Annotated in this window: 19 protein-coding genes and 1 tRNA gene; 10 read left to right on the plus strand and 10 right to left on the minus strand. The window is 49.5% G+C overall.

Annotated elements, in window-relative coordinates; translation table 11 throughout:
* Nucleotides 1-9: 9 nt before the first annotated feature.
* On the minus strand, nt 10-420 hold the full coding sequence (locus CBX96_RS10280; protein WP_011620960.1) for a flagellar basal body-associated protein FliL: 411 nt from the start codon (nt 418-420) through the stop codon (nt 10-12).
* 101 nt (nt 421-521) lie between these two features.
* Here CBX96_RS10280 and CBX96_RS10285 point away from each other — a divergent pair, with 101 nt between their 5' ends.
* Complete coding sequence (locus CBX96_RS10285; protein WP_109286627.1) at nt 522-1,091, plus strand: chorismate lyase; 570 nt, start codon at nt 522-524, stop codon at nt 1,089-1,091.
* Nucleotides 1,092-1,150: 59 nt separating this feature from the next.
* On the opposite strand, the gene CBX96_RS10290 is transcribed toward CBX96_RS10285, so the two are convergent.
* Together CBX96_RS10290 and CBX96_RS10295 are read right to left on the minus strand one after the other, a co-directional pair.
* Nucleotides 1,151-3,961, minus strand: coding sequence for an immune inhibitor A domain-containing protein (locus tag CBX96_RS10290; RefSeq protein WP_109286628.1), 2,811 nt, complete (start codon nt 3,959-3,961; stop codon nt 1,151-1,153).
* 296 nt (nt 3,962-4,257) lie between these two features.
* Nucleotides 4,258-4,851 carry a YhgN family NAAT transporter gene (locus CBX96_RS10295; protein ID WP_089066652.1) on the minus strand — a complete coding sequence of 198 codons (594 nt, stop codon included), beginning with the start codon at nt 4,849-4,851 and terminating at the stop codon, nt 4,258-4,260.
* Between the two features lie 294 nt (nt 4,852-5,145).
* On the opposite strand from CBX96_RS10295, the gene CBX96_RS10300 reads away from it, so the two are divergent.
* Nucleotides 5,146-6,783 carry a metal transporter gene (locus CBX96_RS10300; protein ID WP_109286629.1) on the plus strand — a complete coding sequence of 546 codons (1,638 nt, stop codon included), beginning with the start codon at nt 5,146-5,148 and terminating at the stop codon, nt 6,781-6,783.
* Between the two features lie 63 nt (nt 6,784-6,846).
* The gene (locus tag CBX96_RS10305; RefSeq protein ID WP_109286630.1) at nt 6,847-7,647 is read left to right on the plus strand and encodes an NRDE family protein; all 801 of its coding nucleotides are present in this window, start codon (nt 6,847-6,849) and stop codon (nt 7,645-7,647) included.
* Between the two features lie 4 nt (nt 7,648-7,651).
* Here CBX96_RS10305 and CBX96_RS10310 read toward each other — a convergent pair whose 3' ends face one another.
* Nucleotides 7,652-8,101, minus strand: a complete 450-nt coding sequence (locus tag CBX96_RS10310; protein ID WP_088212699.1) for a DUF4440 domain-containing protein — start codon at nt 8,099-8,101, stop codon at nt 7,652-7,654.
* A gap of 129 nt (nt 8,102-8,230) precedes the next feature.
* Between CBX96_RS10310 and CBX96_RS10315 the strand changes: the two genes are divergently transcribed.
* Both CBX96_RS10315 and CBX96_RS10320 read left to right on the plus strand, forming a co-directional pair.
* Nucleotides 8,231-8,791: a lysophospholipid acyltransferase family protein gene (locus tag CBX96_RS10315; protein ID WP_086902887.1), complete on the plus strand. Its 561-nt coding sequence runs from the start codon at nt 8,231-8,233 to the stop codon at nt 8,789-8,791.
* A gap of 25 nt (nt 8,792-8,816) precedes the next feature.
* Entirely contained in the window at nt 8,817-9,440 is a 624-nt protein-coding gene (locus CBX96_RS10320) for a LysE family translocator (protein WP_109286631.1), read from the plus strand.
* Here the strand turns inward: CBX96_RS10320 and CBX96_RS10325 are convergent.
* Together CBX96_RS10325 and CBX96_RS10330 are read right to left on the minus strand one after the other, a co-directional pair.
* Entirely contained in the window at nt 9,437-10,705 is a 1,269-nt protein-coding gene (locus CBX96_RS10325) for a mechanosensitive ion channel family protein (protein WP_011620950.1), read from the minus strand. The genes CBX96_RS10320 and CBX96_RS10325 overlap by 4 nt on opposite strands.
* Before the next feature lie 231 nt (nt 10,706-10,936).
* Entirely contained in the window at nt 10,937-11,320 is a 384-nt protein-coding gene (locus tag CBX96_RS10330) for a DUF1090 domain-containing protein (protein ID WP_109286632.1), read from the minus strand.
* A 192-nt stretch (nt 11,321-11,512) separates the two neighbouring features.
* On the opposite strand from CBX96_RS10330, the gene CBX96_RS10335 reads away from it, so the two are divergent.
* Nucleotides 11,513-12,133, plus strand: a complete 621-nt coding sequence (locus CBX96_RS10335) for a DUF3157 family protein (protein WP_109286633.1) — start codon at nt 11,513-11,515, stop codon at nt 12,131-12,133.
* Nucleotides 12,134-12,256: 123 nt separating this feature from the next.
* Nucleotides 12,257-13,246 carry a DUF481 domain-containing protein gene (locus CBX96_RS10340; RefSeq protein ID WP_109286634.1) on the plus strand — a complete coding sequence of 330 codons (990 nt, stop codon included), beginning with the start codon at nt 12,257-12,259 and terminating at the stop codon, nt 13,244-13,246.
* A gap of 2 nt (nt 13,247-13,248) precedes the next feature.
* Here CBX96_RS10340 and CBX96_RS10345 read toward each other — a convergent pair whose 3' ends face one another.
* Complete coding sequence (locus CBX96_RS10345) at nt 13,249-13,845, minus strand: MliC family protein (protein WP_375136846.1); 597 nt, start codon at nt 13,843-13,845, stop codon at nt 13,249-13,251.
* 354 nt (nt 13,846-14,199) lie between these two features.
* On the opposite strand from CBX96_RS10345, the gene CBX96_RS10350 reads away from it, so the two are divergent.
* Both CBX96_RS10350 and CBX96_RS10355 read left to right on the plus strand, forming a co-directional pair.
* The gene (locus CBX96_RS10350; protein ID WP_109286636.1) at nt 14,200-14,814 is read left to right on the plus strand and encodes a hypothetical protein; all 615 of its coding nucleotides are present in this window, start codon (nt 14,200-14,202) and stop codon (nt 14,812-14,814) included.
* A gap of 116 nt (nt 14,815-14,930) precedes the next feature.
* Nucleotides 14,931-16,274 carry a M48 family metallopeptidase gene (locus CBX96_RS10355; protein ID WP_109286637.1) on the plus strand — a complete coding sequence of 448 codons (1,344 nt, stop codon included), beginning with the start codon at nt 14,931-14,933 and terminating at the stop codon, nt 16,272-16,274.
* Nucleotides 16,275-16,335: 61 nt separating this feature from the next.
* On the opposite strand, the gene yedF is transcribed toward CBX96_RS10355, so the two are convergent.
* The 3 genes from yedF to fdhD all read right to left on the minus strand — a co-directional run bounded on the left by yedF (nt 16,336) and on the right by fdhD (nt 18,745).
* Nucleotides 16,336-16,569 carry a sulfurtransferase-like selenium metabolism protein YedF gene (gene yedF / locus CBX96_RS10360; RefSeq protein ID WP_011070517.1) on the minus strand — a complete coding sequence of 78 codons (234 nt, stop codon included), beginning with the start codon at nt 16,567-16,569 and terminating at the stop codon, nt 16,336-16,338.
* Nucleotides 16,569-17,783 carry a selenium metabolism membrane protein YedE/FdhT gene (gene yedE, locus CBX96_RS10365; RefSeq protein ID WP_011620943.1) on the minus strand — a complete coding sequence of 405 codons (1,215 nt, stop codon included), beginning with the start codon at nt 17,781-17,783 and terminating at the stop codon, nt 16,569-16,571. Before yedE ends, yedF begins: the two co-directional genes overlap by 1 nt.
* A gap of 125 nt (nt 17,784-17,908) precedes the next feature.
* Entirely contained in the window at nt 17,909-18,745 is an 837-nt protein-coding gene (gene fdhD / locus CBX96_RS10370) for a formate dehydrogenase accessory sulfurtransferase FdhD (protein ID WP_109286638.1), read from the minus strand.
* 141 nt (nt 18,746-18,886) lie between these two features.
* Here fdhD and CBX96_RS21560 point away from each other — a divergent pair.
* Nucleotides 18,887-18,981, plus strand: a tRNA-Sec gene (locus tag CBX96_RS21560).
* Nucleotides 18,982-19,044: the final 63 nt, after the last annotated feature.

Raw genomic sequence — 19,044 nt, forward strand, 5'->3', positions numbered from 1 at the left:
GTGGCGAGATTAATCGTAAAGATAAGAGGTAAACAGCAGGTTGACCACGAGAGGTTTACCCGCTTCTTTGGTCAGCAGATTATTCACCATATCGAAGCACTCACGGCGGATTTCTTCGCGGCCAGTGAGGGACTTAATCTTTTCTTCGGCCTGATTACCCAGCACTTCGATAATCGCGGCGCGCAGCAGCGGGTCATGGCGCTCGAGGATGACGAGATCATCGGGATTTTTCACCATCAGCTCGACACTGATCTTCACAAACCCCAGCTTCTTGCGGTTTGAAATATAGTTAGTCACGATTTCGGGTTCGAAACCGTAGTAAGCGTAATCTCCAGCGGGAGCCGCTTCTTTCTCGTCGGCCGCATATGCACTCAATACAACACTGAATAAGATCAGGCAGGCTGATAATAATTTTTTCATCGCGGTTTACAGCTCCCTAAAAACAATAATGGTCAATGGAAGAAACTTCCCAATCTATCTGGTAGACTGCCGACGTTTGCTTATATTGTAACGAGTATTTAATGAGTGTGACCAGCTTAAGCTTTCCCTATGGCGAATCTATTCAATGGTTTTGTGCCGATAACGCCAAAAACCTTCCCTCTTCTCCCCTCAAAGAATGGTTACTGGCGCCGGGAAGCCTGACTCAAAAGCTCAAGGGCTGTTGCGATAAGTTCGAAGTCAAAATCCTCGGTGAAGGCCAATGTGCCCCGCTCGAAGGCGAATACCCCAAGCAAAACGCCGTTTGGGTGCGAGAAGTGTTACTCTGCCTCGATTCCGTGCCTTGGGTATTTGCTAGAACCTTGATCCCGCAGTCTTTATTATCGACCCGCCAAGCTGATTTTTTAGGCCTAGGAACACGTCCACTCGGTGAATTATTGTTTAGCCAAGACAGTTTTGTGCCCGGTCGCATCGAAATCGCCCGCTTTACCACCGACAGTCGCCTCGCCCAACTCGCCCAAAGCTTAGCGCAAAACGTCGAACACGAACTCTGGGGACGCCGCCGCTATTTTCACCATGACGAGGAGGAAATGTTTGTCAGCGAAATGTTCCTCCCAGCCGCAGTACAAGCTATGGCTAGGCTACAACCCTAACCTCTAAGCTAAAACAAAAATGCCTCTATATCAGAGGCATTTTTCGTTAGCACATCCGCTTATTGACGCTGGCGGCGCCACGCAAAACCACCGAGCAATATCAGGCTCAACCAGCTAAGGCTGCCACCACCGCCGCCACTCGACGTTTCAGTAGGCGTCGTTGGTACCGTCACGGTAACGCTTGAGCTGCTGCTTGCGGTAGCGTTTTGAGTATCTTTGACCGTCAGCGTGACAGTGTAAGTGCCCGCGCGAGTGTAAGTGTGGGTTGGCGATGCCGAAGTGCTTGAGGTGCCATCGCCAAAGTTCCATGTATAACTTAGGCTACCAACGCCACCTGCCGAGGTGTTGCTAAAGTTCACCGTAAGCTGGTTGGCACTGGCACTAAAACCAGCGGTTAAGGGCAAGCTCACCACAAACGTTTTAGTGGCAGTCGCGATTGTGCCTTTGGCATCGGTTACCGTTAAGGTCAGTGTATAGGTTCCTGCATTCGCGTAGGTATAAGTCGCCGACGCTGAAGTACTGGTCGCTCCCGCAACACCAAAATCCCAAGCATAAGTGTATGCGCCTTCGCCACCATCAACCACAGCAGCCACAGTAGCAGTTAAGCCACTTTGACTCAGATTGATTGCCGCCGTTAAGGGAGCTAACGCAGGATCGGCATTCGCATTGGCTAAACGGATCACCGCAGTGCTGTTATCACTGGCTTGAGAGACCACTTGCATCGTCAAGCCCAGCTTTTGCAGCACCATCCCCGACTGTGGTTGGAGCGGTGCACTGTAATCGAAACTATCGTCAAACAGACTCATAGGTTCGAGGTTAGTGTCGCCAGTGTAAGCCGTTTGTCTGACTAGGCTAAAGGCCGCATCACGGATTTGTACATCGGTAGAATTAGTGCCAATCATATTCTGATCCGCATCAATCACGCCTATTAAGCTTCGGCCGGGATGATCAGACACATTGTTATCGTAGTAACTAAAATCCTCTAACCACAGGAGTACGCCTGGATCAAAACCTTCACTCTTTAATCCGGCATCGACACCATTGTGACTGCGTAACTGAATAAGATAACGGGATGCAGGGCCTGGACGGGTGTCGGTAATACGATTGTAACCTGCCAGAGTGGCTTGACCAGCAACCTCGGCATTATCGGCATACAGCTCAGTTACACCTTGCTTGATACTGATATTGTCTATAGTAATACCTGATTCACTCACCCCTTCATCGGTCACATAGTTCAATTCAATCGTCACAGCTTTGCCTGCGTAGGCTGATAAATCATATTCCAACCCCACCCAAGCATCACTGCCTACTGCTGTCGAAATACTCGATGATTTACCCGTAATAATATGTCGAGCGCTGTTAATCGCGTTGACGGGCTTAGTGTAATTGCCCGCAATCGCCACACCGTTCACTTTGACCTGCATATAGTCGTAGTCGGCTTCAATCTCCCAACTCGCCTGCATCGCAAGCGTGAATTTTTCACTCGTCGACGGCAAATTTGCCGTAAAGCTCATGCTGTTGCTCAGCATGTTTCCTTGGCCAGAATAATACTGGTAACTCCCTTGATAGGGTGCTTTAAAGGCAATTTGTGCAGCGGGGAGAGGAATCGATATCTGGTTTACTACGTCTTGATTTGACGCCTGATTCAGTGTCACTTCCATGCCAGATCTAGGAATACTGTCTAAGCTGATTTCACGCTCATTCAGCCATTTACCTTTATATTTTTTCTGTAAATAGGAACGCGCGTAGGGGCTAAAACCGCTAGGTTTAGTACCCGCAAGAGCGCCAGTCCAGCTACCCGAAGACATTAAAGACCAAGCACCCACGGGAGAACCATCTTTATTGGTGTTCTCCGTCGTGTCATATTCATCGGGCAAGCCCAGATCGTGGCCAAACTCATGGGTACAGACCCCTGTCGCCGCATCGATTGGTTGAATGGTGTAACCGAAGAGTTTTTTGGTCGACCCAGGTAGGCTATAACCTTGCGTGCTCTGGTCAACATAATAACGGTGTGACCAAATCGCGTTGTCCCCTAATTTACCGCCGCCAGTTTCTTCACCAATACTGGAGTGGAAAATCATCACATGGTCAATAATGCCATCGGGTTCATCTAAATTGCCGTTATTATTTAAATCGTATGGATCTTCAATATCATAGGTTGCGAGTTCCGCCGCCGACATATTGACAACCGCTTGGCTCACCGCCTCTTTAACCAGCTCAGTCACATTAGCATCACTCCCCCTACCAGCATTATTGGCGCCATAGTAATCGGCATTTTGGCTTGCTGTGTACCAACCTTTCACGTCGCCAGTAAAGAAGAAAGTCTTGCCTGAAACGGCTTGGTAATATTGATAGGCGGAGTCTAAGGTCTGACCTTGCGGGCCCGTAAAGCCAGTGGTGGAGAAGAGTAAATTTTTATAGTGAGACGCAGGGTAACTTGAGTAATACATGTCGGTATCACTCGCCGTCAAACCATTGTTGCTATACTTTAAATCAGGAAAATCAATCAGTACGGTTAATACTTTCACCGTTTTGGTCACGTCTGCATCCGCTAACACCCGCTGTGCGGGTGCGCGCATCATCGCTGTCGATTTTACTTTCTGCAGTCTGTCATGTTCGGCCTCAATCACCATTCTCGGCTCTTTGGGCTGAGCTAGACTGGCACGGGCAATATAGGCTTCAACGGCCGCTTGCTTAACGCTGTCGCTAGCATCGGCGGAGACTTCACCCCGCTTGATCAACCAATAAAGGATCCTTTCTTTATTAATGACACCCGCATCCGCTGGCGTATGATTGGGCGCCGCAATACTTGCGCCACTCAGCAAGGCCAACATCAATCCTAACGCTGTGATACTTTTTGAACTTCGCATTACTCTTCCTTCCGTCACAATGTGCGCTGTAACCAAGCTATTTTTAAAGGCTAGTGCCAATTTGCTCTGTGGCAAGTTTGTTTTTAGCGGCTCGCGGTGTTGAATATATTCCCCGATTTTCGTGGGATGCAAAAACATATCAGGACCACTTTAATGTAACAACTTGATACATTCAGGAAGGAGATTCTTTTTTACGTTTTGTCAGCTGTTATTCAGCAAACCCGCTTGATAGCCATTTAGGCATAAAAAAACCGCATCAACAGTGTCAATGCGGTTCTTGCAACACATAGCAGGGTTTAGCTGGCGGTTTTCATATAATTTGAAACCCCATCGAGGAACATTTGCACCGATATCATTACCAGTACCATCCCCATCAAGCGCTCAACGGCCGTTAGTCCTTTTTCACCCAACATGCGGGTAAAGAGCTTATAGAACATTAGGATAACCGCACTCGCTCCCCAAGCTGATACTAGCGCTATCGTCCAGTCACCCATGCGAGTGCTGTCGGTGTGCGCGAGTAAAATAAGCGCAGCCAGAATCGATGGCCCCGCCATCAACGGAATGGCCATAGGGACGATAAAGGGTTCCTCTCCCGCCGCGAGACCCACCACACCGCCCGGCTGAGGGAAAATCATTCGAATGGCGATCAGGAATAGAATAATCCCGCCAGCAATGCTGACGGACTCAGAACGTAGATTTAAGAAACTTAAGATGGCTTCGCCGGCATACAGGAAGGCCAACATGATCAATAATGCGAAAATCAGCTCACGGATCAAAACCCTACGACGCTTTTTCGGGTCGATATGCCTTAAAATCGACGCGAAAATCGGTAAATTACCGAGGGGATCCATAATCAAAAACAACATTACCGCAGCAGAAAATATATCCATTTAACGTTATCAACACCCAAGCCAACATGAGTCGATATTGTATAACTTTTTCGCGTTACAGATGTGAAAAATTATCTATAAAATTCCTAATGATGGCCCTAAGCCAGCATGCCATTGTCAATTTCCCCCCCGACAAATACCAAGCGCACTGAGATTACGCCCTCAAGCATTAAAGGGATTTCTGCGCCTGCAATGAGAGGTAAATGTCACTTTAGTAAATTGCCAGTAAGGCGCTGCTCATTTTGATTACAACTGGTATACTATGGCGTTTTTTCAGCAAAATTCGTGGAATCCATGCTCTATCTTCTCGCTAGCTGTATCGCACTATTAATCGGGCCACTGTTTTATCGCTACTTTTCATCGGGCAGCGGCTTACAGAAGGGACTCGATGGCTTTATCTTCGTCTCTTTAGGCGGGCTAGTGCTGATCCATATTTTGCCTGAATTGCTCGAGCATGGCGGCCTATTGGCCATCGTCTTTGTCGTCCTCGGCCTCTGGGGACCGACAGCCAGCGAACGCTTATTCCATCGCTACTCGGAGATCACCCATAATCTGACCCTATCACTTGGGATTGGCGGTCTTTTACTGCATACCATCACAGATGGTGGCGCTATGGTGCTGGCGCAGCAAGATGGCAATTCCAGCCTATTGGCGCTCGGGGTGATATTGCACCGACTACCTGTGGGTCTCGCCATTTGGTGGTTACTCAAACCTCAAGTCGGCACCCGTTGGGCGAGTTTAGTATTAGTCGCCATGATGCTGCTCACAGGCGTGGGTTATTTCGCGGGCGAACAATTATTATCCCAACTCAGTTTAGATAATACCGTTTATTTACAAGCCTTTGTGACAGGTTCAATCCTGCACGTCGTGCTGCATCAACCCCATGGTCAACACGACACCGATAAGCAAGGCCAGTATGAATATCAGGCCGGTATCGGCAGTTTACTGGGGATTGGATTATTGATGGTGCTGTTACTGATGGATTCGGGCGGCCATGAACATGCCCACCACGATCACAGCACCGAACAGCTCACCACTTGGTTAATGACCATAGCACCGGTACTTTTACTCAGCTATGCCGCGGCCGCGCTGCGATTCCAACTAGGGTTAACTCCGCAGGATAACAGCCTCGCTCGCCGTTGGTTCCAACGCTTAGCGGGCCCAGAGGCGCTTGTGCTCACCGCGCTACTACTTGGCCCTTGGCTGGCGCTATTCCAACTACTCGTGGTGTTTATTATGAGTGCTTATATGGCCCATGCACGGGTCGAGATAACCGATCCCCACAGCAAGTTGCCCAACAATGCGCTGCGCTTCGGCTTTGCCCATCTGGTTGATCGCAGTGCCCCTTGGGTGCTCCTCAGCCTAGTGCTAGTCAATCTGATCGGCCATCCTTCGGTACCGTTAAGCAATCCTATGCTGCAGATTGCCGTACTCTTGTTGGTCTTTTTACCTATGCGCTTCTGTAATTTAGGTGCAGCAGTACTGTCGATTGCCCTCGCCTACAGCGGCTGGAGCCCTATTGCCATCATACTGCCTCTGATTGCAGCGCCCGTACTGAACATCGCCCAACTTAAACTTATGAGCTGGCCACAGCGCGGTGTTTTACTGGCGATAATTGCCGTCACCCTCGTTGCCGCTATCAGGTTACCTATGTGGTTCTCTTTAATCACCTTGCCTGAGGCGATTAACTTGGCCGCCTTGCTGGTTCTATCAGGCTTATTTGCCGCGAGCTTACTGCGCCTAGGGCCACGTAAGTTCTTACGCCGCTTGATGATGTTAAAACCGGCTAGCCATGGTCATAAGCACGGCCATGACCATGCACACGCGCATGCCTCGGTTGCAGAAAGCCCCCATAGTCACGGCCATACACACTCTCATTCACATCAGAGTGGCGGCCACAGCCATAGCGATGCAAATAAGCACCATCACTAGCACTGTTCATTTGATCACAGACAGGCTAAGTTAATCCTACTCCTAGGATAAATTTAGCCTGTTATGTGCATACTCTTTGTCGCCCTTAAAACTCATCCCCAGTATCCGCTGATCATTTGCGCCAATCGGGATGAGTTTCACCACAGACCCACAACACCAGCACAATTTTGGCCACCGGAGCAGAATATGCTCGCGGGCAAAGATTTGCAGGCGGGGGGTACTTGGTTTGGGGTGAATAAACAGGGGCAAATTGCGGGAGTCACTAACCTAAGGGTGGCGCAAAAGTCCCAAGAGCCAATGCGCAGCCGCGGCGAGCTGATCATTAAAGCCTTAAGCTCGGGTTCGCTTATCTGCCCAAATTGGCTTGAGGAGCACGCCGAAGATTATCAGCCATTTAATCTCGTGTTTGGCCAAGGGACGAATCTCTACTGCTTTAACAGTCTTAAGCGGAACACGGTAAAACTCACGGCAGGATTCCACGCCATAAGCAATGGCGCACTCGATGATATCTGGCCGAAAATGGCTAAAGGCCAACGCTCGCTCGAATCCCTTATCCAACAAGCGGGACCACTCGAGTTAGAGTCGCTCATTCAGTTGATGCAGGATGATTCGCGACCAGAGGATAACGAGCTACCCGACACTGGCGTCGGGCTAGAGTGGGAACGCCGACTCGCGGCAATTTATATTCGTCACCCCGACTATGGCACCCGCTCCACCAGCATTTTGTTGCAAAATGCCCAAGGGGAAGTCCAGTTTACCGAGGTAAGATATGACGGTAAGGGTCGACGACTAGGGCAGCAGGATTTTCACTTCACCCTGCCGTCACAATTACCTAAAGAGCCGGACTGTCTCGCCCATTTTTAGTGGTTCAGTCCGAACTGTGGTCCATAGTGATCACCCAGCGGTCATCAATTTTTTCCACCAGCAGGGTAAACACCCCCGTGGGCGCATCCTTTTGCCGCTTTAAATCCCAGCGCCCAACTACCATAGCGGCGTAGTTACTGAGCATTTTGATTTCTTTGATGGTGAACTTAAGCTCACCTAAAGCCTCTTTATTCGGATAGTTTTTCTTGTAGGCGGCAAGGGTTTCATCCCAGCCGTAACGAAACTTTCCATTAGAGACAAATCTAAGCTGTTCGCTCTTCCAATAACCCTGCATGTAAGCGTCAAGATCGCCGCGGTTCCACGCATCTTCCTGACCTTTTAGCATTTGGGCAATGTCATCCGTCGGCACAGCACTCACCTGCCCGACAAACAGCAACATCAGTACCGCGAGGCACCGTAAAATGTGTTTTTTCATCAATCCCTGTCGCAACATAGTATCGCTCCCCAACTATCAGGTTAGACTGTACTATAACCAAATTGGCGCAGACTATCTTGTCAAAGCCGATTTATAATTAAAAAAAGCTGATGATATTATTCATTTTTCGACTCTGAGCACCAAATTATGTTTACACATTTATGCCGCTGGCTACTCAAAATTTCAGGCTGGCAAATCCAAGGGCAGTTACCCTCTCAGGCCAAATACATTGTGATTGTTGCACCACACACCAGTAACTGGGACTTTATCATCGGCGTGCTCGCCCGCGGCGCCTTAAACACCCGTATACACTTCCTCGGTAAGCATCAGTTGTTTATTCCGCCTTGGGGTTGGTTCTTCCGCGCTATCGGTGGCAGCCCTGTGGATAGGCGTAAAAACAATAATTTAGTCGATGCTGCCGTGCAGTTGTTTGCCACTCAGCCCGACTATAAACTCGCGCTCGCCCCCGAAGGTACTCGCAGCCCAGTGACCCGCTGGAAATGCGGCTTCTACCATATCGCCTCCAAGGCGCAGGTACCCATAGTGCCAGTGGGCTTAGACTTTGCCCGTAAGGCCGTGGTGATCCAACCGCCACTGCAACCAAAAGAAATAGAACAAGATATGGCGGAAATCCTCCGTTTTTACCGCAGCATTAAAGGGCGTCATCCCAAAACGATCCCAGACTATACGCCAGACAACAGACGTTAATGCCTGAGAAATTACGGAGCAAAACATGCAGACCGAAACTTGGTTACTCTATCTTTTTGCGATTGTTTTGATTGGGATTTCCCCCGGGCCTATCGCCATGTTGTCTATGTCCCATGGCATTCATTTCGGTAAAAAACGTAGCATAGCCACAGGGCTTGGCAGTGTCAGCGCCGCGCTGGTGCTGATGGCGGCTTCGGCGGCAGGATTGGGCGCCATTATCAGCGCCTCGGAATACGGCTTTAGCTTGCTCAAATGGTGCGGCGCCGCCTATCTGGTGTTTTTGGGCATTAAACTCGTGCTCACCAAGTCGCAGGGGCAAAAGCTGGAAGTGACGAAAACCGAAGGAAAAGGGACAGCGAAACAACTCTATAAGCAGGCATTTTTAGTGGGGATCAGCAATCCTAAAGACTTACTGTTTTTTGCGGCGTTATTTCCACAATTTATCGATTTAAGCGCACCACAAATGCCACAACTGACGATTCTTGCCCTCACCTGGGCGCTGGTCGATTTTAGCTTTGTGATGCTGTACGCCTCTATGGCCAATGTGCTGGCCCCGAGCCTAAAGGCCAGCAACAAACTGCATTGGTTTGACCGTACCAGCGGCGGCGTGTTTATCACCCTCGCCGCCATCTTAGTCAGTCGGGATTAGCCCTCGACTTTCACCGATTTTAGACTGCGGATATCGTTGCCTGTCGGCGCTTGGAAGGCCTGCAAACCAAACTCGGGTAACACGGCAAAGATATGATCGAAGATATCCGCTTGTATCGCCTCATAAAAAGCCCAACGTGTGTCATTGGTAAAGATATAAATCTCAATCGGCAAACCTTCGGTCGTTGGAGCCAGTTGGCGCACCATCAGAGTCATATCTTTGTGCACTTTATCATGGCGTTGCAGGTACTCCTGCAAATAGGCGCGGAAGGTGCCAACGTTGGTCAGATGGCGACCATTGACCTTCATATCCAGATCCGACACTTTGGCATTCGACTCTTGGATCTCGCTGATCTTGGCGGGGAAATACTCTTTCAAGCAATTGATTTTACTGAGTCGACTACGTTCTTCCTCGGTTAAAAACTTAATGCTGTTGATATCGATATTAACCGCACGCTTGATACGGCGACCACCCGACTCCGACATACCTCGCCAGTTACGAAACGCATCCGACACTAAGGCATAGGCGGGGATCATAGTGATGGTCTTGTCCCAGTTACGCACTTTGACCGTAGTTAAAGACACTTCCTCCACCGCACCGTCGGCGCCGTACTTGTCCATCTGGATCCAGTCGCCCTTGCTGACCATACGGTTGGCTGCCAGCTGAATCCCCGCCACGAAGCCTAAAATGGTGTCGCGGAACACTAACATCACAAAACCCGTTGCCACACCTAAACCGCTGAGGAAGTACACGGGTGATTGATCCGCCAGTACAGAAATCGACACGATCAGACCGACAAAGAACAGGAACAGTTTAATCAGCTGCACAAAGCTTTTTACGGGCAAGCGGCGGCTGACCAAATTGACATCGGAAATCTCATTAACCGCATCGAGCCCTGCATAAATGGCGCGGATCATCAGGATCACCAGCCAAATACTCAATAGACGGTCGACTAAACTGCTGAGTACGGGATGTTCGGTTAAGGTGATTGGCACCAGCAGGTTTAGCACGATAGCAGGCACTAACATTGCCAGCTTTTCCAGCACCCGGTAACGCATAAATACGTCGTCCCACGTCGCCTTGGAGCGCAGGATCACCATGTTGACCGCACGGATCACCCCGCGGCGCATAATAAAATAGGCAATGGCCGCCACCAGCACACAGGCAAGCAGCATAATGCTGGTCGATATGCCGTCGGATGGTTGGCTGTCGATCCCGATACTCGATAACCAGTTCGAGATTTGAAGGCGAATTTCTTGATCCACAATCTACTCCTAGAAAAACGGCTGGGTTATCTGCCCAGGTCAGCCATGCCAAGATAAGGGCTTAAGGTTGCGAGCACATGACGTGCAACGCGGCATCTGCGCAACAAATATTTCACAACCATATATTTTTAAAACGATTTTAGCATCCGAGACCCAGTGCTCAAAGGGCGTATCTATGTAAAATGCCGCATGAGTCGACAATGGCTCCCTTTCGGCTCGGTTTTACTGCCGTTATTGCTCCAATTCGGCCTCGGCTTGATGCAGCTCAGCCTGCGCCTCTGCGACCTTTTGCCGTTTTTTGCTGATCTTCTCCATCGACTGGCCACTAGCAATGGCTTCGCTAAGTTCATTTTGGCGCTCGACTAATTTAGCCTGCTTGGCCTCGACCTTAGCTAAACGCTCGGCGTATAGGGCGTCATCCTCACAATCGGCGATAACCGCCTCCAGTGCTGTTGTTAATCCATTGACCTTATTTTGATTTCCCGCCGCTTTAGCCTCGGCAAGCTGCGCCTCAATCGCCGCTAATTTAGCTCCGCAGCCCTTGGGCGCATCCTCCTGCGCAGCGGCAATCCCGCTGCACAACAATGCGATTAAACATCCATATCGACAAAACATGGCAATCTCCTTTAGCGGACTTAAATACTGCTCTTGGGTTGATAGTGCCACAGCCAACAAGCACAAGCTGTATTGTCGGGGTTTAAAATCGATTTTATTGGTACAAATGCGACTTAGACAGTGACTTAATGGCAGTAAATTGTTTATGTTAGGGCAAAATATTGACTCAGACGGATATCGGAGCCAGAAACCATGCCCAGTTCATTTCGCCTCAGCGCGCTCAGCTCATTATTGTTGCTCTCTTCATCTGTGATGGCGGCCGATGTGGCGACCATCACCTTAGAGAATGGCGCTCAAGTCAGATTAAAAGATGACTTCACTTGGGAATATATCATCACAGAGACTAAAGTCGCCGAAGCGCCAGCGGTAGCCACAGTTGCAGCCGCGCCTAGCGTTGCAGCCGTTGCTTCAACCCCGGTGGCCGTTGAAGCTGCCCAACCTGTCACCACGCTAACGGCTAACGCCATTGCGCGCCCTGAGCTCTTAGGCTCTACCGCTAAAGATGGCATTAAAGTCACCTTCAGTGAGAGTCAATGGAAGGGCGATAAACTCGGCCTGACCTTCGAGCTTGCCAGCACCAGCGGTGAACATGTGACCTTAGTTGAAGTGGAAACCAGTTTCTTTGCCGACGATGGTACCCTGCTCAAAACCGAGAAGCTTGACGTCTGGGAAGCGATTTTCCGCATGCCAGAAACTTACCTACGTAAAGGTGAGCAGCGTAAGAGTCCAGTCATTTGGGTTGAAGGTGTCGATAAAAGCCGTTGGCAAAAACAACTGCTCAACCTCAAAATCACCGAGATTAATTCACGCTAATGAAAGATACGGGTAAGGAATTGAGCATGAGTTTCAATTCCTTGCCATCTCACTCGGCTGCGGTGTGCAGGATAAGCTAGACTCTCCACCAAGCCCTAATTTCCCATGTGAGCCAGATGCAAGATGCCCAAACGCGACCTCAATCTCAGCCTTGCCCTCTTGCTCTGTGCCCTGAGCTATCCGGCGATTGCCGATACTGTGTTTCTTACCAATGGCGATAAAATCACAGGTGAAATTAAAGCGCTAGACGAACAGAATCTAGTGATTAAGCCCAGCTACGCCCCTAAAATCACTATCGAACGCAGCGCGGTTCGCAGCTTTGAAACCCGTGAGTCACAGCACTGGAGCATCAACCGCTCGATAGAGGAAGTCACGATTCAAGCCTCTGACTTAGAGAGTTTTGTGATAGTCAATCAACGGCAAATCCCCATCAGTGAATTAATCTATTCCGAGACCTTAAACCAGTCAGAATGGCGCTACAGTGGCAGCGCCGAAGCCGCGATAGATGTCACCGATAACAGCAAAAACACCCAAAAGCTGCATGCCAAGGGCGATGTAACCGCCGAAACCTTACAGTGGCGCCATAATTTAAAGAGTGAAGTCCGCTACGAGACCGAAGAAAAAACCACCAAACGTAATACCCTCGAAGCCCATTACAGCGTCGACTACTTGATCAGTGACCATTGGTTAGTGCGTCAGGAAGATTACTTTAGGGAGGAGAACCTCGAACTCGATATTCGCAGTTACTATGCGGCTATAGGTCCCGGTTATCGTTTCTGGGGGGTCAACCGCGACAAGCTCGACTTTGTGCTTACTTACAACCATTTCTGGCTAGATTATCAAGTATTTACCTATGAGCTAAATGCTTGGGCTGCAACCATCAACTACAAGCAGTATTGGTTCGACGGCGTGTTAGAAACCTATGCGGATCTGCAAATCGCCTTCCCCGATATTCCCACCATTGAATATATTTCGGACTCCACATTTGGGCTTAAATATCTGCTGACACAGCAGATTTACCTCTCATTCAAATACGACATCAATGAGACTAAATCGACTGTGCAGCATTCGCGGGATATCTCCTACACCCTAGGTCTGGGAGTCAACTTCTAGGCTTATTGGGGCTTAACTACACAGGTCATCTCGGGCGCTTCGTATCCCCAGACGATTTTAGCTTCGCCATGGTGTTCCCATAGACTCTCATTTCGTCCCTGATACTTAGCACCGCTGCCACTGGGCTGAACAAACATCAAGGACGTTTGATCGCCACGCTCGGCAATTAACGTGGCAGGCTCAGTCTTAAAGTAACTGACCACCACCTCATTGGCGGGGTTGCCATCGCAGGCATAAAACACCGGGCCTGTCATTTCCACCAAACGATACTGCGCCTGTAACTCAGCAATCCGCGTCTGGTAAGTCGATTCAACACAGGCGCGTTTATCTTCACTCTTCCAACACTCATCACGCTCCTTCACCCAACCACGCTGCATGGCTTTGAGGGTGGGCGGTTGTTCGTTTTGGGCTTTTTCCGTGGCCTTGGTATACACCTCGGCAAGCTGTTGATCGAGCTTAATTAAGCCCTCATCCTGACACACCAGCTCCTCGATACTGCCGGCGCGCACTTTGCTGCAATCAAAGGACGGTTTTTCTGCAGCCATCGCAGGCGTGCCTAGCGTCATGGCGAAAATTCCCGCCACTGCAGCGGTTTTCATATTGATTATCTTAGTAAATTTCATTGTTTCATTCCCTTTATCTGGACCCCGAGCGATCTCTTGTCCATAGCTAACCCTATCTCGGCTTAACCTAAGCTGACTTAAGCAAAATACCCCTCAATAGCAGCTCGACATTTCATAAACCCGAATAAGTGTAGTGCAGCCACAGACGTTATCCCAAGAGTGTCCACTCAACGGACAATCGCGCGGACACATTAACAGCCAAAGTGCGGACACTTTAGGCTTACCAAGCGGACAGTGTTTTTATTTGATTGATAAATAATGAATATTTAGTTGGCACATATTCTGCCTAGTCAGTGGGTCATCACACTTATCCCTATACAAGGAAGCATTATGAACACTCACACCAAAGTATTCGGCGGTTTATTAATCCTCGCACTTATCCCCTGTGGGATTTGGGCAGCACAGCAGGCAAGCACCCAATCATCGACCGACACCCAAATCTCGATCAATAGCCGTAATTATCCCGATTTTTCGTGGATTTATGTGCGTCAAGATGGCGAACTCACTATCGGCGCGGGTGAGAGCCAAGATTGGAACAAACTCAAACGCCAAGGCAATGCGTATCAAACGGACTATCTGTGGGTTAAGACTGACGGAAACCGCTATGTGATTACCGATCCGGCTCTCGTTAATCAGGTGAAAGAGGCGGTGCGCCCAATGCAAATCCAAGGCGAGAAGATGCAGCGTCTGGGTGAACAAATGCAGGTTAAGGGCGATGCCATCAGCGCCGAAACCAGCAAACTCTTAATCAATCTCGCCTCAAGTGAAAAAGATACTGAGGTTAACGCGCAAATCGAAAGTCTAGGCGCGTCGATGGAAGTTATGGGCAAAGAGATGGAACAACTCGGCGATGAACACCAAAAGTTAGTTAATGTCGCCGAGAAGCAGGTTTACGAACTGGCGCAAAACGCGATAAAAAATGGCACCGCCGTATTGGCACCTTAAGCTATTTTTAGCACCTAAAGATAAATTATCCGTTATTCCAGTTATAGAGATTGAATTTCCTAGTGAAATTGACTATTTTCACGCCGCTTTGTTATTTCACTAGGAAAAGGATCAACATGGAACAAGCGATTAGTACAGGGAACGACAACCCCATTCAAATAGCCGATACCGTCTATTCGAAAGAAAAGTCACTGTTTACAATTTTAGCGATTATTTCGGGACTGATTTGGGCCGTGCTGATCTTAGCCACCAAAGGTCTCGCCTTGATTTATGTGCTGATGTTTTTCATCATTTATCTGTTCACCCACTCGGCGTTTATCAGCTATTTAAAGGGCACTGCGGTTGAGATCAGCCCTGAGCAGTTCCCCGACTTACACAAGCAATACCTCGCCTGCTGTGAGCGTTTAGAGGTGAAAGAACCGCCCCGCGCCTACCTGTTAGCCGCCGATGGTATGCTAAATGCCCTCGCTACCCGCTTCCTGCGCCGTAACTACATAGTGCTGTTCTCATCGATTGTGGATGCACTCGAGTCCGATAAAGACGCCCTTAACTTCTATATCGGCCATGAGCTTGGCCATATTCGCCGTAACCATATTGGTAAAGAGCCACTGTTAGTGTTCGCTACTTGGCTGCCGTTAGTGGGCGCCGCCTACGCCCGCGCCTGCGAGTACACCTGCGACCTACACGGTCTGCGTTGCTGCAATAGCTTACGTTCGGCCACCAATGCGGTTGCCGTATTAGCCGCTGGGGTTGAGCAGTGGAAACGGATGAATGTGGATCAATATATTCGCCAAACCCAAGAGTCGAGCGGATTTTGGATGTCCTTCCATGAGCTGAACAGCAGCTATCCATGGCTGACAAAACGTATGGCAAGAGTACAAGCGACCGCGCAAGGCAAAGTATATTCAGCACCTTCTCGCAGTGTATTTGCCTACCTCTTTAGCCTGTTTATGCCACGTATGGGTACGGCGGGCGGCGGGATTATCATCCTTGCGGCGATTATCGGTGTGGCCGCTGCGGTCGCGATTCCCGCTTATAAGGAATACCAAGAGAAAGCGGGCGCAGCCAGCATTAACTATGATGATGCCAACTACGCCACCAGTACTCCGCAAATGGACACTGAGTCCGCTAAAGTGCCCGATGTCGCACTGGCAATCGAACATATAGACCAGTTACATCAATCATTAGCGCCGATTACCGGGGTGTTGACTCAGTACTACCAAAGCCATAAAGCCTGGCCGACCGAGATAGAGCCACTTGGCTTTACTGATGAGCAGCTAACCACCTTTAATCTCTATTCCGAGGGGATTGTTGGTTTTGTTGCCGGCGAAGCCTTAGGGGATTATCAAGGCTTTGATGTGTATTTATCACCCCAAGTCGACGAGCAAAATAATGTCACTTGGGTATGTAGTAGTAACGATATTCCCGACGAATATCTACCAGCCGATTGCCAAGGATAAGATCAAAAAGCGCTGCCAATGCAGCGCTTTTTATTTGCCGTGATGGCCTCGAATGGCTTAATTAGCGCTGGATCAGATAACGAATCGTTGGCCCGTTTTGCTCAATTTCTAGCACTTTATAGCCATGATTCTTGGCATCGAGTGGAATATTATTGATTGACTGTGGGCAGTCACTGATCACTTCTAATATTTCCCCTGGCTTCAGTGTCGGCATAGCCTCAAGGGTCGCCACTGCAGGATAAGGGCAAGGCTCGCCCACCATATCGAGTTGATAATCTGGAATATATTGACTCATTACGCCGCCTCCGCGATCAGTTGTTCATCCCGCTTTGCCTTACGGGCAAAAAAACGTTTTTCCCACAGCAACATGGCCGCAAACGACAGCGCCAGCAGCAGATAAGTCAGCAATAAACCGCCCTTATCGCCAAAGCTTGAAAGCAAGTTAACCTTGTCCCAACTTGTGGCTAATGGCTGGGCTAAATCATCCCAGTAATAGGCCAGTAGAGTTGAACCCAGCACGTTGCCTAAACCAACCCACCAGAAATGCACTTGACCTTCGACGGCGCGGTACATCCAACCCGTCTCACAACCGCCCGCCAGCACAATGCCAAAGCCAAACAGCAGGCCACCAATCACCGCATTCGGGCCAGCCCACATGATTTTGGGCGGCACACCTAATTGCACATAGCTATAAATCCCGATGGCACTCACCGCCATACCGAGAATAATCGCCTTGGCCATATGGGTGCGTCCGGTGATCCACATATCGCGAAATGCCGACGTAAAGCAGATTTGCGCCCGCTCAATCAACAGGCCGAAACCCACGCCGCAGAGCATGGCGATACCCAGCTTAGGCGCATTGAACATAGTCAGTAATCCCCAGCCGATAATGGCCGCGAACACTAACATGCCGATGCGAAAACGTCGTCTGGCTTGGTTTTCATCCTGTTTAACCGACGTCGCCTTATCGACTTTCTTCAATTTCACAGGAATGCGAAACATAGGCAGTAGCGTAAAACGCGCACCAAAGTAAGAACCCGCTGCCGTTGCGAGGGCAAAAAACCACGCATGTAAGGAAAACTGCGGAATACCGGTGAAGAAGGCCGCTAAGTTACAACCCATCGCCAAACGCGCACCAAAGCCCGCAATAATGCCGCCGATAAGTGCCTGAGCTATGCGGATACGGCTCTGTGGCATACGCAGCTTAACGTTATTCGCCCACAGCGCCGCCGCAATACAACCACCAAACATGCCGATGATCATCATGCCGTCGATACGGTCTAAGGGCGAGCCCTGTAAACCAATCACCTTGAAATAACCCCAAGTTTCAGGATTTGCCCCTACCAGTTGCAGTAAGTGCCCGCCCCAGCGCGTAAATTCCCCCGTGACAGCCCAAAAAGTGCCAGTTAACCCAAAATAGTAAGTAGAAAGGATACCAGCGGCGATAACCGCCGGCATAGGAGCCCAAAAACGGACTAAATATTGTTGTTTAAATTGTTGCCATGTCATGTCATTACCCTAATGAACGAGACTATAAAAAAATAAGCACAAGGCTTATACCTGTTGCCACACAAGCAAGGCACAATCCCTTAAAAATAAGGTGCTAAAGAATCTTAATTGTGTGGCGACACGCTTTAGATGGCTTTCGCTAAACAGCCACGATTTATCCCCAACAGTCGATAACTATGGGTGTAGAGCGTGGCTCTACCATTACGGCAAAAACCGATAAGCGTGATGTTGCTTTTCTCTGCTAATTCCAACGCCAGTGAAGTCACGGCGGACATAGCAAACAGAATTTGGATATTGGCACTGGCGGCCTTTTGCACCATTTCAAAACTGGCGCGGCTGGTGAGCAACACGGCGACAGGTCGCTGTGCCTGACGCATTGAAAATCCACCGATTAATTTATCCAGTGCAATGTGCCGACCTATGTCCTCAAAGGCGGCGATGATTTGTCCTTCCTCGTCTAAACCCATGGCGGCGTGGGTTGCACCCGTGAGCTTAAAGTGATGTTGATTCTCTTTGATCTGCTCAAGGGCAAGCTGCAGATGATCGATATTAAATCTGACGTCCGAGTCGACGCGGATAACGGGCTTAACCGCCTCTTCTAGCTGCGCCACACCGCAAAGGCCACAGCCCGTGCGCCCCGCCATATTGCGCCGTTGCTGCTTGAGTTCCATAAAGCATCTTTGGGTGATCTCCACCTGAATGAGCACGCCTTCGGGGGTGAACTCCAGATCCACCCCTTTGATTTCATTCACATGGGAAACAATCCGCTCCGACAAGGTAAAGCCAATGGCGAACTCTTCGAGATTTTCTGGGCTGGCGAGCATCACAGTGTGGGCGATGCCGTTATACACCAGCGCCACTCGTACCTCGTTAGCCACATAATCGGTTAACTCGGAGGCCTGTCCCTGCTCTAAAAGGGTCACCTTTCTTTCAGTAACCACGGCGTGTGAATGATATTCCATAGCGACCCTCTAAACTCATTAATTCAAATAAAAACAATTGGTTTGCCAGTAAAGTTCGACTCAAGTCACAAAGCGACTAACGAAATACGAATGCGCTTGATTCAGGTTTAAGCATTTTCTACTATCGGTCTGTCTTCGAATGGAAGAACGTCGTCTCCGGTGAGGCGTCCGGATTTCAAATCCGGGTAGGGCTGCCAGCAGTCCTGGGTAGGTTCGACTCCTATGTTCTTCCGCCAATTCTCATGGGAATAAAACAGTTCCCCATCCCGGATCTCCCGACTGTTACTGCGATACTTCCT

The organism is Shewanella sp. BC20 (assembly GCF_003129585.1).
In the GTDB taxonomy this organism is placed as follows: Bacteria; Pseudomonadota; Gammaproteobacteria; order Enterobacterales; family Shewanellaceae; genus Shewanella; species Shewanella seohaensis.

Coding starts and splice junctions, on each gene's coding strand:
- CBX96_RS10295 (WP_089066652.1), bottom strand. CDS start 4,851: ATGGATATATTTTCTGCTGCGGTAATGTTGTTTTTGATTATGGATCCC.
- fdhD (WP_109286638.1), bottom strand. CDS start 18,745: ATGGAATATCATTCACACGCCGTGGTTACTGAAAGAAAGGTGACCCTT.
- CBX96_RS10290 (WP_109286628.1), bottom strand. CDS start 3,961: ATGCGAAGTTCAAAAAGTATCACAGCGTTAGGATTGATGTTGGCCTTG.
- CBX96_RS10310 (WP_088212699.1), bottom strand. CDS start 8,101: ATGTTGCGACAGGGATTGATGAAAAAACACATTTTACGGTGCCTCGCG.
- CBX96_RS10285 (WP_109286627.1), top strand. CDS start 522: ATGAGTGTGACCAGCTTAAGCTTTCCCTATGGCGAATCTATTCAATGG.
- CBX96_RS10340 (WP_109286634.1), top strand. CDS start 12,257: ATGCCCAAACGCGACCTCAATCTCAGCCTTGCCCTCTTGCTCTGTGCC.
- CBX96_RS10345 (WP_375136846.1), bottom strand. CDS start 13,845: ATGAAAACCGCTGCAGTGGCGGGAATTTTCGCCATGACGCTAGGCACG.
- CBX96_RS10320 (WP_109286631.1), top strand. CDS start 8,817: ATGCAGACCGAAACTTGGTTACTCTATCTTTTTGCGATTGTTTTGATT.
- CBX96_RS10315 (WP_086902887.1), top strand. CDS start 8,231: ATGTTTACACATTTATGCCGCTGGCTACTCAAAATTTCAGGCTGGCAA.
- CBX96_RS10330 (WP_109286632.1), bottom strand. CDS start 11,320: ATGTTTTGTCGATATGGATGTTTAATCGCATTGTTGTGCAGCGGGATT.
- CBX96_RS10355 (WP_109286637.1), top strand. CDS start 14,931: ATGGAACAAGCGATTAGTACAGGGAACGACAACCCCATTCAAATAGCC.
- yedE (WP_011620943.1), bottom strand. CDS start 17,783: ATGACATGGCAACAATTTAAACAACAATATTTAGTCCGTTTTTGGGCT.
- CBX96_RS10280 (WP_011620960.1), bottom strand. CDS start 420: ATGAAAAAATTATTATCAGCCTGCCTGATCTTATTCAGTGTTGTATTG.
- CBX96_RS10300 (WP_109286629.1), top strand. CDS start 5,146: ATGCTCTATCTTCTCGCTAGCTGTATCGCACTATTAATCGGGCCACTG.
- CBX96_RS10305 (WP_109286630.1), top strand. CDS start 6,847: ATGTGCATACTCTTTGTCGCCCTTAAAACTCATCCCCAGTATCCGCTG.
- CBX96_RS10350 (WP_109286636.1), top strand. CDS start 14,200: ATGAACACTCACACCAAAGTATTCGGCGGTTTATTAATCCTCGCACTT.
- CBX96_RS10335 (WP_109286633.1), top strand. CDS start 11,513: ATGCCCAGTTCATTTCGCCTCAGCGCGCTCAGCTCATTATTGTTGCTC.
- yedF (WP_011070517.1), bottom strand. CDS start 16,569: ATGAGTCAATATATTCCAGATTATCAACTCGATATGGTGGGCGAGCCT.